Genomic DNA, 16,022 nt, shown 5'->3' on the forward strand with positions numbered 1-16,022 from the left:
GGTATGCATACGGTAGTTTTCGGCTGGTTCGGCGTGTCGGCCGTCTGGTTCCTCCCCCTGGTCTGGCGACTCGTGAAGACGATGCTGCCGGGCAGCCGCACCGGACGCGGCTCGATCCGCCTCTGGCTCGGCTTCGCCTGCGTGTTCGTGGCGAGCTGCACGCTCGCCACCGCGCTGCCGGGCGGCGACACCGGCGACGCGTTCGGCCACGCGCTCGCCGCCGGCTTCGAGCGCGTGTTCGGCCATATCGGCACGCCGCTCGTGATGGTGGCACTGCTCGTCGCCGGCCTGCCCTGGTTGTTCGGGCTCGACTGGCGCAGCACCAACGACTGGCTCGACGCGTCGTTCGGCGTGCGCCTCGGGCGCGCCGGGCGCCGCGACGACGACGAGCCGCGCGGCATCGCCGACCTGCCGCGCAGCGCGCTGCATCGCGACGAGGATCGCCGCGTGCGGCGCGCCGCCGACGTGCAGCCGTCGACCGCCCACACCGTCAATTCGATGGCGCCGCAACGCAACGGACGCTTCGCGCGGCCCACCCTGTGGCGCCCCGACGCGAAGCGTGAAACGAAGCGCGAACCGCGGCGCGAGGAACCGCGCGGCTGGAGCGCGCCGCCGCCGCAACAGCCGCGGCAGATGGTCGAGCCGTCCGCGCCGTCGGGGTGGCTCAATCCGGCGGGTCGCGCGGGCTCGGGCGCGGCAGGCGGGGCCATGGGCGGTGTCGCCGGGGTGTCCGGAGCCGCCGCTGCGCAGACCGCGAAGGCCGCCACCGCGTCCGCAGGCGCGCCGCCGTTCGTGCCGTCGGCGGTGCCGATGCCGCCGGCACCGCCGAACCTCGCGTCGTCGGCCGTGCAGGCCGCGCAGGCGGTGAAGACGCTGCAGGAACGCTATCCGTCGACGCGCCGCGCGACGCCGGCCGCCGCGCCGATCCGTCCGGTGGTGGCGCCTGTCGCGCAGCCCAACCTCGCGCCGGCAGCGACCACGCAGCCGCATGCGCCGATCCCGGCGCGCTCCGGCACGCCGCAAGCAGCGCCCGTGCGGTCGCCGGTACGGCCCGCGACCACTGCGCAGCCCGTCAACCCGGCCGCGCGGCGACGCCCGACGACGCCGGCGCGCGCGCCGCTCTATGCATGGAACGAAGCGCCGGCGCAACCGGTCACGCCGTCGCCGAGCCTGCAGGACACGCTGCGTTCGATCGATGCGAGCACCGCGCAATGGGCCGCGCTGGCCGGAACGACCGTCGCGGCGCACGCCGGCGATCCGGCGGCCGCGGCGGCGGCCGGCAGTGCCCAGGCGGCCGGGATGTTTACGACCCGCGCCGCGCCGGACTCCGTAAGTGACGTACCGCCAGGGACGGCGAGCGAGGCTGATGTCCCCATGCCGTCCGTGAACGATGCCCCGCTCGCGTTCGAGATGGCGATGGATGCGGATGCGGCGTCGGCGACGTCGACGTCGACGGCATCGGCCGGCGAGCTCGATGGGCAGGACGCGGATGTCGAAGCCGATTCGGTCATTGATGTCGGCACGTTCATGCCGCTCGCCGAAGACGCCGGTATGCCGCGGTCGCGGCTCGGTGATCTCGATGGTCTCGATACAGCGGCGGCCCTCCCCTCGCCCGACATCGGGCTGACGGACACGCAACCGTTGCCGGCGCGGTCGACCGATGCCGTCGTGCAAAGCGTTGCCACCGCGCGGGCGGTGCCGGTCACGTTCGGCGCGACGGCCGCGCAGGCCGTGAACGCTCCGGCCGCGCAACCGTCGCCCGGCGACATGGATTCCGTGGCGTCGGCGGCGACCGGCGCGGCTGCGGATCGGGCCGGCACGATGGCGCCGCCGCCTCCCGCAGCTTCGACAACGCAGGCAAACACCGGCGATGCGTCGGCGTCGGCTCCCGCGACAACGGCAAATGGCGCCGCGTCCGGTTCGATTGCCTCGTCGGCGCCGCCCGCGGCTGCGTCGACGCCCCCCGGCGCGACCGCCGCGCCCCCCTCGATGGCGGCGGACGACGCAGCCGCCGGTTCGGCTTCGCCTTCGGCAAGTTCCGCGGCGCCGGGGTATCCGGCAAGCACGAGCGGTGCTGCATCGGCGGCCCAGGCCGCGGTTTCGGGCAACGTGGCCAACGGCTCGGCCACGCCTTCGACGAATTCCGCGCTATCGGCGCCGCTCGCGCGTGCGGCGGGTGCAGCATCGGCGGTTCGATCGACCGCGGGCAACGCGGCGAGCGGTCCGGCCGCGCCTTCCGCGAACTCCGCACCGCAGACATCCATCGTGAACACGACCGTTGCCGCAACGCCGGTTCAAGCGGCCGTGGACAACGCGACCAGCAGTTCGGCCATGTCCCCGACGAATTCCGCACTGCCGGCGCCTCTCGCGAGCCCATCCGGGATCGCAGGAGCGGCTCAAGCCACCAGCACGGCCAACGCAACCGCGAATCCGGCGACACTCGCGTCGAACGCAGCCGGGCCAATTTCGTCTTCGAGCGGCGCCACGCCAGCCCGGACCTTCGCCTACGAAACGGCGGCACCTTCAACGATCGCCCCGGGCCCGACGAGCACCACGAGCTCGACGCCCGCAGCGACCGCGACGCCGTCGGCCGGCTTGATCGGCGCGAACGTGCCAGCCGCTTTGGCCACGCCTGCCGGTACGCCCGGCAAGACGGATTTCACCGTCTCGACAACCGTGCCGGTAGCCGCCTCGGCCCGCACGACGGGTACGCTCCCGGCTGCCGCCGCGCCCGCGCCGGTTTCGCCGCCCCTTCCCGGCAGCTCGGCGTTCGCCTCTGCTGCACAGTCCACATCCCCGTCCGGCGCTGAAGCCGCGACCGGCATCGACAGCAGGAACGCCGGCCTCTCGTCCCCGGCAAGCCCTGCCGGATCGGGTATCGGCGCGTCTTTGGCAGCACCGGCGTTCGGCGTGGCCGTCGCCTCGACGGCCGCCTCGGCCGCGCGACCGGCGACCGCTCAAGTGCAGACCAACGCGCCGGCCACCGCCATGGCAGCCTCGCCGGCAAGCGCCATTCCGCCCTGGGAAGCGATCCCTGCCGCTGACGCCGAGCCTGTCATCCCCGTGGCGCCGGCCTCCCACGCCAGGCCGGCATGGAGCGCGACGTCGCCGACGACATCGCCCACCGAGCCGGCCGGCACATCGACACCCGAATCCGCGCCGGCAAGCCCGCCGCCCGCCGCGAGCACGTCCACGCCGGCAGGCAGCAGCGCCCTTGACGCAGCAACCAACGCCGCCCACGCGTCCAGCCTTGCCGCAACGTCGTTCCCCGGCATGACCACGCTGACCGGCGCGCTGACCCCGGCGACGTTCCTGAGCGGCGCGGCCGGCGCCATCGCCGGCACGGCCACGTCCGGCGCCACGGCCGCGCAGACCCTGAGCACCCCGCTCGTCGCGACGCTCACCCCCGCGCCAACGGCCGGCTTCGTCACGCCGCCCGCCGTGCCCGCGAACCTCGCCTCAGCCGTCGCGGCCCCGCTCGCTAGCGCTGCCGCGTCGGCGCACGAACCCGCGTCGACCGGCATCGCGCCGGCAGCGCCCCCCGCCGAACCAAGCCCGCTGCCTACCTTCGCGCACGCGCCCGGCATGCAGCCCGACCCGGCCACCGCCGCGCCGCCGCCCGCGCCCCAGCCCGCTGCGCGCCCGCCCGCGCCGAACGCCTTCGAGTTCCGCGCCCCGGCCGCCTCGAACGTCGAACTGCCGCCGCTCGACCTGCTCGAACCGGCCTCCGACGACGTCGAAACGATCTCCGAGGCCGATCTCGCCCAGACCGGCCAGGTGATCGAGCAGCGCCTGCAGGAGTTCAAGGTGCCGGTGACGGTGGTCGGCGCGTCGGCCGGCCCGGTGATCACGCGCTTCGAGATCGAGCCGGCGCTCGGCGTGCGCGGCAGCCAGATCGTCGGCCTCATGAAGGACCTCTCGCGCGGCCTCGGCCTGACCTCGATCCGCGTGGTCGAGACGATCCCCGGCAAGACCTGCATGGGCCTCGAGCTGCCGAACGCGAAGCGCCAGATGATCCGCCTCTCCGAGATCCTCGCCTCGCGCCAGTACCAGCACTCGGCCTCGCAGCTGACGATCGCGATGGGCAAGGACATCGTCGGCAATCCGGTGGTCACCGACCTGGCCAAGGCCCCGCACATGCTGGTGGCCGGCACCACGGGTTCGGGCAAGTCGGTGGCGATCAACGCGATGATCGCCTCGCTGCTCTACAAGGCGACGCCCGAGGAAGTGCGCCTGATCATGATCGATCCGAAGATGCTGGAACTGTCCGTCTACGAAGGCATTCCGCATCTGCTCGCGCCCGTCGTCACCGACATGAAGCTCGCCGCGAACGCGCTGAACTGGTGTGTCGGCGAGATGGAGAAGCGCTACCGGCTGATGTCGGCCGTCGGCGTGCGCAACCTCGCGAGCTTCAACCAGAAGCTGCGCGACGCGGCCGCGAAGGAAAAGAAGATCGGCAACCCGTTCTCGCTCACGCCCGAGGATCCCGAGCCGCTCTCGCCGCTGCCGCTGATCGTGGTGGTGATCGACGAACTGGCCGACCTGATGATGGTGGCCGGCAAGAAGATCGAAGAGCTGATCGCGCGGCTCGCGCAGAAGGCGCGCGCGGCCGGCATTCACCTGATCCTCGCCACCCAGCGCCCGTCGGTGGACGTGATCACCGGCCTCATCAAGGCCAACATCCCGACCCGCGTGGCATTCCAGGTGTCGTCGAAGATCGACTCGCGCACGATCCTCGACCAGATGGGCGCCGAGTCGCTGCTCGGCCAGGGCGACATGCTGTTCCTGCCGCCCGGCACCGGCTATTCGCAGCGCGTCCATGGCGCGTTCGTGGCCGACGAGGAAGTCCACCGCATCGTCGAATACCTGAAGCAGTTCGGCGAGCCGCAATACGAGGAAGGCATCCTCGACGGCCCGCAGTCGGAAGGCAGCGGCCCGCAGGACCTGTTCGGCGACGCGCCCGACGCCGAGGCCGATCCGCTCTACGACGAAGCGGTGGCCTTCGTGGTGCGCACGCGGCGCGCGTCGATCTCGTCGGTGCAGCGCCAGCTGCGCATCGGCTACAACCGCGCCGCGCGTCTGGTCGAGCAGATGGAGACGGCCGGCCTCGTCTCGCCGATGGGCATCAACGGCAGCCGCGAAGTGCTGGCGCCGCCGCTGCCGGAATGAGGCGCGCGAAATAAAGGCGCGCGAGGCGGCCGAAACCGCTTCGCGCGCCCCTCGGTCGAGGCACCGAAATTGCTGCATGCGCATCGTTTCATCGCATCGACGCGGGTGCCGTGAAAGCTCCCGGAAAGTTGCTGACGCAACATGTTCCACCGTCTTCGAGATCGATAAAAAAAGGCTGGCCACCGAAGTGGCCAGCCTTTTTTTCGTCGGCGCGGCGTGAACAACCCGCCGCGATTCGCGCTCACCAAACCGTCACGGCTGCACCGGCACCAGCTTGAAATCGACCGGCCGGCTCAGCGCGACCTTGCGTGCCTCGGGATCGAGCCGCCCGCTCGCCACGTCGCGGCGGAACACGTAGAAGCTGCCGCTGTCCTGGTTGCCGACGATCAGCCACTTTCCGGTCGGGTCGATCAGGAATTCGCGCGGCGTCCTGCCGAGCGTGGACTGGCGGCTCGCGAAGCTGAGCCGGCCGTTCGCCGCGTTCACCGCATACGCGACGATCTCGTTGGCATCGCCGCGATTGGTCACGTAGAGGAAGCGGCCGTCCGGCGACAGATGCAGCGCGCCGCCGCCCTCCTGCCCGTGGAAGCCCGGCGCGGCCATCGGCACGTTCTGCAGATGGGTCAGCTTGCCGTCGTGATAGCCGTACACGTCGACGCTGCCCTTCAGCTCGTTGGTCACGTAGGCGAAGCGGCCGCTGCGCGCGAACACCATGTGGCGCGGGCCGGTACCGGGCGGCACCAGCGTGTAGCGCGATTCGGTCGGGCTGATCAGGCCGCGGCTGCCGTCGGGCGTGTAGCGGTATTCGAAGATCTTGTCGGCGCCGAGATCCTGCACGAACAGGTAGTGCCCGTCGGGCGAGAACACCGTCGAGTGGACGTGCGCGCCGTCCTGGCGCCCCTTCACGGGGCCGCTGCCCTCGTGATGCACGTTCAGCACCGACTCGCCCACCTTGCCGTCGGCCTCCACCGGGAACACCGTGAAGCTGCCGCCCGGGTCGGCCGCGACCGAATAATTCGCGGTGACGAGGTATTTGCCGTCCGGCGACAGGCTCAGATAGCACGGATCGTTCCCTTCCGACGAGACGCGATCGAGGAACGTCAACGCGCCCGTCTTCGCATCGAAGCCGAACGCGCTCACGCCGCCGCGCTGGCTCGCGGGACCGTTGTCGCCGGGCAGCTCGTTGACGGCGTAGACAAAGCGGCCGTCGCGGCTCGGCAACAGGTACGACGGATTCACCGTCTTCGCCGAACTCACGGGGACGACCTCACCGGTACGCGTATCGAACCGGTAGACGTAGATGCCGTCGCTACCGGCGTCGGTATAGGTCCCGACCAGCAGATTGTAGACGGCATCGTTTGGCGCATTGGCGGTATCCTGCGCAAACGCGTGTCCGGCGGACAACGACAGCACGATGGCAAAACCCTTGATCCAGTGACCCAGCCTGAGCGAAGACATTGATGTTGATCCTCTCGAGTTGGCGCGGCGTCGTTGCAGGAATATCAAGTCCGTTGGAACTTCCTTGCACGGGAACGCCTCAAGTGTTGTGATTGTTCAACGATTCGGGCAACTCTGCCCGAATCGCCAGTGCGCAAGTATATGGGGCCTCGCGGATCGCCGTCGATCGGCGGCGCGCGCGGCCCGGAAAGCCAATCGTCAGCCTCAGCGGAGAATTCCCCACCATGCCAGCCCTCATCGAAGACTACGCGCTCGTCGGAGACGGCCACACGGCCGCCCTCATCTCACGCGACGGCTCGGTCGACTGGCTCTGCTGGCCCCGCTTCGATTCGGGCGCCTGTTTCGCCGCGCTGGTCGGCACGCCCGATCACGGCCGCTGGCTGATCCGTCCCGCGGCCGACGCGAAGATCCTGTCGAGTACGCGCCGCTATCGCGGCGAGACGCTGATCCTCGAAACCGACTACGAATGCGAGACCGGCGCCGTCACCGTGATCGACTTCATGCCGCCCGGCAACGGCTGGTCGGAACTCGTGCGGATCGTGGTCGGCAAGCGCGGCCACGTGCCGATGCAGATGGAACTGGTGCTGCGTTTCGACTACGGCTTCTCGATCCCGTGGGTCACGCGCCTGCCGCGCGAAGCGGGCATGAAGGCGATCGCCGGCCCCGACACGGTGGTGCTGCGCACGCCCGTCAAGCTGGCCGGCGAGAACCTGCGCACCGTCGCCGAGTTCACCGTGCATGCCGAGGAACGCGTGCCGTTCTCGCTCGGCTACGCGCCCTCGCACCTGCGCCCGCCGCCCGCGCGCGAGCCGCTGTCGATGCTCGCGCGCACCGAGAACCACTGGCTCGAATGGTCGTCGCGCTGTCCGGTCCAGGGCCGCTACGCGGCCGCCGTGCGCCGTTCGCTGATCACGCTGAAGGCGCTCGCCTACGAACCGACCGGCGGCATCGTGGCCGCGCCCACCACCTCGCTGCCCGAGCAGCTGGGCGGCACGCGCAACTGGGACTACCGCTACTGCTGGCTGCGCGACGCCACCATCACGCTGCTCGCGCTGATGCGCGCCGGCTACTACGACGAGGCGCGCGCGTGGCGCGCCTGGCTCGGCCGCGTGATGGCGGGCTCGCCCGAGCAGATCCAGATCATGTACGGCATCGCCGGCGAGCGGCGCCTGCCCGAGATGGAGCTCGGCTGGCTGCCCGGCTACCAGAACTCGAAGCCGGTGCGGATCGGCAACAACGCGGCCGACCAGCTCCAGCTCGACGTGTTCGGCGAGGTGATGTCGGCGCTGCACCTGGCGCGCGTGGGCGGCCTGCAGGCCGACGACACGGTCTGGTCGGTGCAGTGCGCGCTGCTCACCCACCTCGAGAAAATCTGGCGCGAACCCGACGAAGGGATCTGGGAGACGCGCGGCGGCCGCAAGCACTTCACGTTCTCGAAGATCATGGCCTGGGTCGCGTTCGATCGCGCGATCAAGTCGGCCGAGCAGTTCCGGCTGTCCGCGCCGCTCGATCACTGGCGCACGCTGCGCGACGTGATCCACGCCGACGTCTGCGAGCACGCCTGGAACGAGCGCAAGCAGGCGTTCACGCAGAGCTACGGCAGCGACGAACTCGACGCGAGCGTGCTGATGCTGCCGATGGTGGGCTTCCTGCCGCCGTCGGACCCGCGCGTGGCGGCCACCGTCGAGGCGATCGAGCGCGAGCTGCTGCACGGCGGCTTCGTGATGCGCTATCGCACCACCGATTTCGACGACGGCCTGCCGCCCGGCGAGGGCACGTTCCTCGCCTGCAGCTTCTGGCTCGTCGACAACTACGCGCTGCTCGGCCGGATCGACGACGCGCACCGGCTGTTTCGCCGGCTGCTCTCGCTCGCCAACGATCTCGGCCTGCTGGCCGAGGAATACGATCCGGTCGAGGGGCGGCTGGTCGGCAATTTCCCGCAGGCGTTCTCGCACGTCGCGCTCGTGCATACGGCGATGAACCTGATGCACCACGAGGAGGAAATGGCTCAGGCGGCCGGCCAGCCGGTCGCGATGGAAACCGACGGCCGCTGAGCCGCGCGGCCGAGGTACGTGGCCGAGATGCGCGTCCGGCGTCCGGCGTCCGCGAGCCGGGCGCCGGGACCCGGCCCGGGCTCCCCTGGAGCAGGCCCGCCGGACCATGGTTTTACGACACCGGCGTGTCGTCCCGACGATTCGCGAAAGCACGGAAAATCAAACGATATCCGGGAAAATGCTGCATTGCGGCAAAGCCGGGAACCCGCTATGATCGACGCGACTGGCCGGCCGCCCAGCGCGTCCGGCCCCGGACCCACAACGCGCCGCGGCATCGAGCGCCGCTCCCGCGTCGTCCTCCCCTCGGGAGCCTTCATGCTCTATCAAATGCACGAATTCCAGCGGGCGCTGCTGAGCCCGCTGACCGCCTGGGCCCAGGCCGCCTCCAAGTCGTTCGCGAATCCTTCCAGCCCGCTGTCGCTGATGCCGGGCGCGACGCGCTGGGCCGCCGCCTACGAGCTGCTGTACCGGCTCGGCAAGGATTACGAAAAGCCCGAATTTAACCTGCACCAGATCGAGAAGGACGGCCATCACATTCCGATCGTCGAGCAGACCGTGATCGAGAAGCCGTTCTGCCGCCTGCTGCGCTTCAAGCGCTTCGCCGACGATTCGGTGGCGGTCGGCCAGCTGAAGGAAGAGCCGGTGGTGCTGGTCTGCGCGCCGCTGTCGGGCCACCACTCGACGCTGCTGCGCGATACGGTGCGCACGCTGCTGCAGGACCACAAGGTCTACATCACCGACTGGATCGACGCGCGCATGGTGCCGGTCGAGACCGGCCCGTTCCATCTCGACGACTACGTCGACTACATCCAGGAATTCATCCGCCACATCGGCGCGCGCAACCTGCACGTGATCTCGGTGTGCCAGCCGACGGTGCCGGTGCTCGCGGCGATCTCGCTGATGGCGAGCCGCGGGGAGCCCACGCCGCTGACGATGACGATGATGGGCGGCCCGATCGACGCGCGCAAGAGCCCGACCTCGGTCAACTCGCTCGCCACCAACCATTCGCTCGCGTGGTTCGAGAACAACGTGATCCACACGGTGCCGGCCAACTATCCGGGCGAAGGCCGCCACGTCTATCCGGGCTTCCTGCAGCACACCGGCTTCGTCGCGATGAATCCGGAGCGCCACGCGCAATCTCACTGGGATTTCTACCAGAGCCTGCTGCGCGGCGACGAGGACGACGCCGAAGCGCACCGCCGCTTCTACGACGAATACAACGCCGTGCTCGACATGGCCGCCGAGTATTACCTCGACACGATCCGCATCGTGTTCCAGGAGTTCGGCCTCGCCGAGGGCACCTGGCAGGTGCGCGGCGAACGCGTGAATCCGGCCGACATCGGCGAGACCGCGCTGATGACGATCGAGGGCGAACTCGACGATATCTCGGGCAGCGGCCAGACCCACGCCGCGCAGGCGCTCTGCACCGGCATTCCGGCCGAGCACCGCCGCAACCTGACCGCCGAGAAGTGCGGCCACTACGGGATCTTCTCGGGCCGGCGCTGGCGCACCATCATCTATCCGCAGCTGCGCGAGTTCATCCGCGAGCATCAGCCCGCGGCGAAGACCCCGGCCGGCTCGCCGCCCGTCGCGCCGGGCAGCGACGACGCCGAACCGGTGACGCCGGCCGCCGCCGCACCGGCCACGGCCGGCGCGAACCCGCACGGCACGGCATCGAGCGCGGCACGCAACGCGGCGCCCAAGCGCGGCACGCCGGCCGCGCGTCGCGCGTCTCAAGCGACCGCGAAATCGGCGACGAAACCGGCCACGGCCAAGCAGGCCGCGCCGAAGGCCGCCTCGCCGCGCGCCCGCAAGCCGGCCTGACGCGGGCGCGAGCCCATCATGGCCCGCGCGGCCGCGAAACGCCGCCGCGCATTGTTCACCATCACGCGCCGCCCGGCCTCGAAAGCCGCGCGGCGCGTGGTGTTTGAAAGGGCGGAAAGCCGGCGAACGGAACCGCGCGCCGGCGGGGCGCCGTCAGCGGCGCAGCAGGTAGGCGAGCAGGATGTCGGTATTCATCCGCACGATCGCGTTGCGTTCGTCCTCGGTGCTGAAATCGCGGCCGAGCATTGCGGCGAGCGTGTAGCGGTTCGACACGATGTAGTAGCCGAGCCCGGACAGCGTCACGTAGAAACGCAGCGGATCGACGTCGGAGCGAAACAGCCCTGCGCTCTGCCCGCGCGCGAGCACGTTGCCGAGCGTCTGCACGAGCGGCGAGATCATCTCGCGGATGCGCGGCGACTTCAGCATGTAGCGCGCCTCGTGCAGGTTCTCGTTGTTGACGAGCCGCAGCAGCTCCGGATGATCCCTGTAGTAATCCCAAATGAAATGCGCCAGACGCGTGACGGCTTCCACCGGCGGCACGCCGTCGAAATCGAGCACGCGTTCGGCTTCGTTGAGGGCGGAAAACGCGTGTTCGAGCACGGCGGTAAACAGTTGCTCCTTGCTACCGAAGTAGTAATAGAGCATGCGTTCATTGGTTTCGGCGCGCCGGGCGATCTGGTCGACGCGGGCACCGAACAGGCCCCCGCTGGCAAACTCTTCGGCAGCGGCCAGCAGGATACGGCGCCGCGTTCCTTCGGGATCTCTTTTGATTTTCGGCTGAGTCATGGGTTGGGCTCGCGTGGATCCTGTCGGCTCGTGCCGGCAATGCCTCGTCGTCTCCGGCACCGGCGCGGGCAAGGCCGGATAGGCGTCGCGCCCTGCTGCGGTCGAGCAGAAAATGCGCCTTGATTATGCGCATAGCCGCTGCCGAGCGCAAGGTAGGAAATCGGCGATAATTGCGCCTTGACGAACGATTCGGGCCGCGCCGAACCCCACCCGCCCGGCGCGCGCCACCCCACGCAGTCACCGTGACCGACACCAGAAAACTCGCGGATCGCATCGAAGATCTGCTGCCTCAGACGCAATGCACGAAGTGCGGCTACGACGGCTGTCGCCCGTATGCCGAGGCGATCGCCGCCGGCAGTGCCGGCTACAACCAGTGCCCGCCGGGCGGCCACCAAGGCATCGAACGCCTCGCCGCGCTGCTCGGCAAGCCCGTGATCCCGCTCGCCGTCGAGCACGGCGAGGAACACCCGCGCCTGCTCGCCGTGATCGACGAGCAGCTCTGCATCGGCTGCACGCTCTGCATGCAGGCCTGCCCGGTGGACGCGATCGTCGGCGCGCCGAAGCAGATGCATACGGTGGTGGCCGAGCTCTGCACCGGCTGCGATCTCTGCGTGCCGCCGTGCCCGGTCGACTGCATCGCGCTGATTCCGGTCACGGGCGAGCGTACCGGCTGGGATGCCTGGAGCCAGCAGCAGGCCGACGACGCGCGCGCGCGCCACGACCGGCGCCTCGCGCGCCAGCGCCGCGAGCGCGAAGCGGCCGAGGCGCGTGCCGCGGCCCGGCGCGCGGCCAGCGCGGCGAACGCGGCCGGTGCCGCCGGCGCGGACGCGGCCGCCGCGAACAGCGCGCCCGCCGACGATCCGGAAGCGAAGAAACGCGCGATCATCGCGGCCGCGCTCGAGCGCGCGCGCAAGAAGAAGGAAGAGCTGGCCGCGCTCGGCAACGCGCCGAAGAACACCGACAACGTGAGCCCGGCCGTGCAGGCGCAGATCGACGCCGCCGAAGCACGCCGCCGGCGCATCGAACAGGAACGTCGCGCGGCCGACGCCGCGCGCGACGACGATCATCCCGACGGCACGCCGCCCGCCTCCGGACCTCGCGACGAATGAACCCGAAGAAACGCCACGCGATCTACGAAACGCTGCAGAGCCTGAACCCGCATCCGACCACGGAACTCGAGTACTCGACGCCGTTCGAGCTGCTGATCGCGGTGATGCTGTCGGCGCAGGCCACCGACGTGTCGGTCAACAAGGCGATGCGCCGGATGTTCCCGGTGGCGAACACGCCCGCGCAGGTACTCGCGCTCGGCGAGGAGGGCGTCACCGACTACATCAAGACGATCGGCCTCTATCGCACCAAGGCGAAGAACGTCGTCGCGACCTGCCGGATTCTGCTCGACCAGTACGGCGGCGAGGTGCCGGCCGATCGCGAGGCGCTCGAAGGCCTGCCCGGGGTCGGGCGCAAGACCGCCAACGTGGTGTTGAACACGGCGTTCGGCCACCCGACCATCGCGGTCGATACGCATATCTTCCGCGTCGCGAACCGCACCGGGCTCGCGCCGGGCAAGGACGTGCGCGCCGTCGAGGCCGCGCTCGAGAAATTCACGCCGGCCGAGTTCCGCCAGGACGCGCACCACTGGCTGATCCTGCACGGCCGCTACGTCTGCAAGGCGCGCCGCCCCGAGTGCTGGCACTGCGCGATCGAGCCGCTCTGCGAATTCAAGCCGAAGACGCCGCCGCCGCTCGAATAGGCGCGCGCCCGCCGCGATCCGTCGAGTCACCGGGCCGGCTCCGGTTGCCGACTGATCCCGCTGGTCGATCCCGCAGGTTCGATCCCGAAGTTCCATCAATTCGCATTCCGATCGATCCGCACCGCGTCTCGCGCATGGTGCCGGATGTCGGGCATGCTGCAACGCAGTGACAACGCGATGCGTCGCGCCGCTGCGCCGATCCATCGATGCCGACGCTCCCGTTCGACCGCCCGCGTGCAACGGCCGATGGCGCCCGGCGAGCGCCGCTCATTCGCATCACGTCGCGTCAGGCCGCCTCGCCCGAATCGCGCGCAAACCCGGCGGCCGGCGCCGGCCGTGTCCCCGGGCGGCAATCCACCAGCCGCCACGGCTCGCCGGCAGCCCCCGGCAAGCCGGCGTAGAATGGCCGCTTTGCGCGGCATGCCGCGGCGCATCAGAGTTCCCGATCATGTTCAATCCGAGCCGCGACGAAGTCCGTCGCTTCTTCACCGACGCGCGCCGCAAACAGCGCAAGGGCGAGATCCTCACGCCGCTGGAAGCGATCGCCGCCGACTGGATCGTCGAGCATCCCGAATACCACGCCGAACTCGACGACGACGAAGGTGCCGGCACGCGCGAATATCCGCCCGAAAGCGGTCGCACCAATCCGTTCCTGCATCTGTCGATGCATCTCGCGATCAGCGAGCAGCTGTCGATCGACCAGCCGCCCGGCATCCGCGCCGCCCACGAGCGGCTCGCCGCGCGCCTGCCGTCGGCGCACGACGCGCAGCACGCGATCATGGAATGTCTCGGCGAAACGATCTGGGAAGCGCAGCGCACCAACACACCGCCCGACACCGACGCCTACCTGCAACGCATCCTGCGCCGCGCCTCGCGCGACTGACGCAGCGCTACGCGGCCACGCGCCCGACGCGCCGCCTCGGCGATCACGACATCACGCACCCGCACGCTCGCCTTCCCGGCCGCGCACAAAAAAATACCCCGCCAGGCGGGGCATCGCGTGGATCATCGCGGGTCGGACAACCGGCCGGCGCCGCGCGTCATTTCTTGAACACCAGGCTGCCCGGCAGCGTCTCCAGATAGGCGGCGATGTCCTTCATGTCGTTGACCGACAGGCTCTGCACCTGCGCGCGCATGATCGCGTTGTTGCGGCCGAGCATCGGATTGTCGAGCCCCATCTGGTACTGGCGCATGGCCCAGACCAGGTAGTCGGCGCGCTGCCCCGCCAGGCGCGGATATTCGGCATTGATCGGGTTGTCGAAGGTGGCGCCGTGGCAGGCGGCGCAGTTGTGCGACTCGACGAGTTGCTTGCCCTTGGCCGCGTCGGCCGCGTGCGCGGTGCCCGCCGCGAAACAGGCGGCCAGTGCGAGCGCCGCCGCGGTGCGGAATGCCGGTTGAAGCGTGTTCATGAGGGCTCCTGTCCTGCTGAGCAAAGGCCAGCGCAGGCGTCACTTGTAGGGATTGGTCTTCGAATCGGGCTTGCGGGACGCGTAGTACGCGGCGAGGTCCGCGATGTCCTGGTCGGTGAGCGAGGCCGCGATCGCGTTCATCGACGCGAAATGGCGGTCCTTCTTCCGGTACGCCTTCAGCGCGTTTTCCAGGTATTGCTGATTCTGTCCGCCGATCAGCGGCACCCGGTACACCTCCGGATACGCCGTGCGGTAATCTTCGATGCCATGACAGCCGATGCACATCGCAGCCTTGCTGGCCCCGTTCTCCGGGTTGCCCGCCACCCCAGCCGCCTGCGAGGTGGCCGAGAGCGCCATGAGCGCCGCGGCCACGACCTGTTTGCCGACGAATTTGTTCATAGCTTGTACCTAGCTTGAGGGGAAAACCTGTCGCCCGGTAAGGCAACGGACCGCGTCATTTTGCTTATAGGTGAGACACGCGGGCCGAAAGTCGGCCGATTGTACCGCGCTGCCGACGACGCAGTCCACCCGTGCGGACCGCACCCCCAAGCCCGCCGCCGGCGGGCCGCGAGGCCCCGGCCCGACAGCGCCGCAACGATAGCAAGCGACGCGCCGACGCAACAGCGCTTCTGACTTATACTGGGATTTTTCGCCCGGAAATCCGCCGCCATGCGCTTCGAAGGCTCCTCGCAATACGTCGCCACCGACGACCTGAAGCTCGCCGTCAACGCCGCGCTGACGCTGCAGCGGCCGCTGCTCGTCAAGGGCGAGCCCGGCACCGGCAAGACGATGCTGGCCGAGGAAGTGGCCGCCGCGCTCGGCATGCCGCTGCTGCAATGGCACGTGAAATCCACCACCAAGGCGCAGCAGGGGCTCTACGAGTACGACGCGGTCTCGCGGCTGCGCGATTCGCAACTCGGCGACGAGCGCGTGAAGGAGATCGGCAACTACATCGTGCGCGGCGTGCTGTGGCAGGCGTTCACGGCCGAAGAACCGTGCGTGCTGCTGATCGACGAGATCGACAAGGCCGACATCGAATTCCCGAACGACCTACTTCGCGAACTCGACCGCATGGAGTTCCATGTCTACGAGACGCGCGAACTGGTGCGCGCGAAGCACCGGCCGCTCGTCATCATCACCTCGAACAACGAAAAGGAGTTGCCCGACGCGTTCCTGCGCCGCTGCTTCTTCCACTACATCCAGTTCCCCGAGCCGGCCACGATGCAGCGCATCATCGAGGTCCACTATCCCGGCATCAAGCAGGCGCTGGTGCGCACCGCGCTCGAGAGCTTCTTCGAACTGCGCGCCGTCTCGGGGCTCAAGAAGAAACCTTCGACCTCCGAACTGCTCGACTGGCTCAAGCTGCTGCTCGCCGAGGACATCCCGCCCGAGGCACTGCGCTCGACCGACCACAAGCTGGTGGTGCCGCCGCTGGCCGGCGCGCTGCTGAAGAACGAGCAGGACCTGAGCCTGTTCGAGCGGCTCGTGCAGATGAACCGCCACAACCGCTGACCGGCCGCCGCGCCCGAGGAGAGCCCGCCATGTCCCGCCGCGCCGTCGTGACACTCGTCC

Annotated in this window: 11 protein-coding genes; 7 read left to right on the forward strand and 4 right to left on the reverse strand. The window is 69.6% G+C overall.

Annotated features, from left to right (window positions below; genetic code table 11):
* Positions 1 to 3: 3 nt before the first annotated feature.
* Positions 4 to 5,169, forward strand: coding sequence for a DNA translocase FtsK 4TM domain-containing protein (locus BpN12_RS28910; RefSeq protein ID WP_246795580.1), 5,166 nt, complete (start codon positions 4 to 6; stop codon positions 5,167 to 5,169).
* A gap of 252 nt (positions 5,170 to 5,421) precedes the next feature.
* Here BpN12_RS28910 and BpN12_RS28915 read toward each other — a convergent pair whose 3' ends face one another.
* A complete protein-coding gene (locus BpN12_RS28915) occupies positions 5,422 to 6,627 on the reverse strand; it encodes a lactonase family protein (RefSeq protein ID WP_246795581.1) in 1,206 nt (401 codons plus the stop codon).
* Between the two features lie 224 nt (positions 6,628 to 6,851).
* On the opposite strand from BpN12_RS28915, the gene BpN12_RS28920 reads away from it, so the two are divergent.
* Together BpN12_RS28920 and BpN12_RS28925 are read left to right on the forward strand one after the other, a co-directional pair.
* Positions 6,852 to 8,681: a glycoside hydrolase family 15 protein gene (locus BpN12_RS28920; protein WP_246795582.1), complete on the forward strand. Its 1,830-nt coding sequence runs from the start codon at positions 6,852 to 6,854 to the stop codon at positions 8,679 to 8,681.
* A 315-nt stretch (positions 8,682 to 8,996) separates the two neighbouring features.
* Positions 8,997 to 10,505 carry a polyhydroxyalkanoate depolymerase gene (locus BpN12_RS28925; protein ID WP_246795583.1) on the forward strand — a complete coding sequence of 503 codons (1,509 nt, stop codon included), beginning with the start codon at positions 8,997 to 8,999 and terminating at the stop codon, positions 10,503 to 10,505.
* Positions 10,506 to 10,658: 153 nt separating this feature from the next.
* Here the strand turns inward: BpN12_RS28925 and BpN12_RS28930 are convergent, their stop codons facing one another.
* On the reverse strand, positions 10,659 to 11,291 hold the full coding sequence (locus tag BpN12_RS28930) for a TetR/AcrR family transcriptional regulator (protein WP_246795584.1): 633 nt from the start codon (positions 11,289 to 11,291) through the stop codon (positions 10,659 to 10,661).
* A gap of 242 nt (positions 11,292 to 11,533) precedes the next feature.
* On the opposite strand from BpN12_RS28930, the gene rsxB reads away from it, so the two are divergent.
* The 3 genes from rsxB to BpN12_RS28945 all read left to right on the forward strand — a co-directional run bounded on the left by rsxB (position 11,534) and on the right by BpN12_RS28945 (position 13,924).
* Positions 11,534 to 12,400: an electron transport complex subunit RsxB gene (rsxB, locus tag BpN12_RS28935; RefSeq protein WP_246795585.1), complete on the forward strand. Its 867-nt coding sequence runs from the start codon at positions 11,534 to 11,536 to the stop codon at positions 12,398 to 12,400.
* Positions 12,397 to 13,041, forward strand: a complete 645-nt coding sequence (gene nth / locus BpN12_RS28940; protein WP_246795586.1) for an endonuclease III — start codon at positions 12,397 to 12,399, stop codon at positions 13,039 to 13,041. The genes rsxB and nth overlap by 4 nt, the downstream gene beginning before the upstream one ends.
* A 448-nt stretch (positions 13,042 to 13,489) precedes the next feature.
* Positions 13,490 to 13,924, forward strand: coding sequence for a DUF1841 family protein (locus BpN12_RS28945; RefSeq protein ID WP_042625672.1), 435 nt, complete (start codon positions 13,490 to 13,492; stop codon positions 13,922 to 13,924).
* A 157-nt stretch (positions 13,925 to 14,081) separates the two neighbouring features.
* Here the strand turns inward: BpN12_RS28945 and BpN12_RS28950 are convergent, their stop codons facing one another.
* On the reverse strand, positions 14,082 to 14,450 hold the full coding sequence (locus BpN12_RS28950) for a c-type cytochrome (protein ID WP_198251485.1): 369 nt from the start codon (positions 14,448 to 14,450) through the stop codon (positions 14,082 to 14,084).
* A gap of 39 nt (positions 14,451 to 14,489) precedes the next feature.
* Complete coding sequence (locus BpN12_RS28955; protein WP_246795587.1) at positions 14,490 to 14,849, reverse strand: c-type cytochrome; 360 nt, start codon at positions 14,847 to 14,849, stop codon at positions 14,490 to 14,492.
* A gap of 270 nt (positions 14,850 to 15,119) precedes the next feature.
* Here BpN12_RS28955 and BpN12_RS28960 point away from each other — a divergent pair, with 270 nt between their 5' ends.
* On the forward strand, positions 15,120 to 15,962 hold the full coding sequence (locus BpN12_RS28960) for an AAA family ATPase (protein ID WP_246795588.1): 843 nt from the start codon (positions 15,120 to 15,122) through the stop codon (positions 15,960 to 15,962).
* Positions 15,963 to 16,022: the final 60 nt, after the last annotated feature.

The organism is Burkholderia perseverans, assembly GCF_022870505.1.
Classification (GTDB): domain Bacteria; phylum Pseudomonadota; class Gammaproteobacteria; order Burkholderiales; family Burkholderiaceae; genus Burkholderia; species Burkholderia plantarii.

What these genes read in the sequence shown, in the direction of transcription:
- BpN12_RS28920 (WP_246795582.1), top strand. Translation starts at nt 6,852, where the DNA reads ATGCCAGCCCTCATCGAAGACTACGCGCTCGTCGGAGACGGCCACACG.
- BpN12_RS28950 (WP_198251485.1), bottom strand. Translation starts at nt 14,450, where the DNA reads ATGAACACGCTTCAACCGGCATTCCGCACCGCGGCGGCGCTCGCACTG.
- BpN12_RS28910 (WP_246795580.1), top strand. Translation starts at nt 4, where the DNA reads ATGCATACGGTAGTTTTCGGCTGGTTCGGCGTGTCGGCCGTCTGGTTC.
- nth (WP_246795586.1), top strand. Translation starts at nt 12,397, where the DNA reads ATGAACCCGAAGAAACGCCACGCGATCTACGAAACGCTGCAGAGCCTG.
- BpN12_RS28960 (WP_246795588.1), top strand. Translation starts at nt 15,120, where the DNA reads ATGCGCTTCGAAGGCTCCTCGCAATACGTCGCCACCGACGACCTGAAG.
- BpN12_RS28925 (WP_246795583.1), top strand. Translation starts at nt 8,997, where the DNA reads ATGCTCTATCAAATGCACGAATTCCAGCGGGCGCTGCTGAGCCCGCTG.
- BpN12_RS28945 (WP_042625672.1), top strand. Translation starts at nt 13,490, where the DNA reads ATGTTCAATCCGAGCCGCGACGAAGTCCGTCGCTTCTTCACCGACGCG.
- BpN12_RS28915 (WP_246795581.1), bottom strand. Translation starts at nt 6,627, where the DNA reads ATGTCTTCGCTCAGGCTGGGTCACTGGATCAAGGGTTTTGCCATCGTG.
- BpN12_RS28930 (WP_246795584.1), bottom strand. Translation starts at nt 11,291, where the DNA reads ATGACTCAGCCGAAAATCAAAAGAGATCCCGAAGGAACGCGGCGCCGT.
- BpN12_RS28955 (WP_246795587.1), bottom strand. Translation starts at nt 14,849, where the DNA reads ATGAACAAATTCGTCGGCAAACAGGTCGTGGCCGCGGCGCTCATGGCG.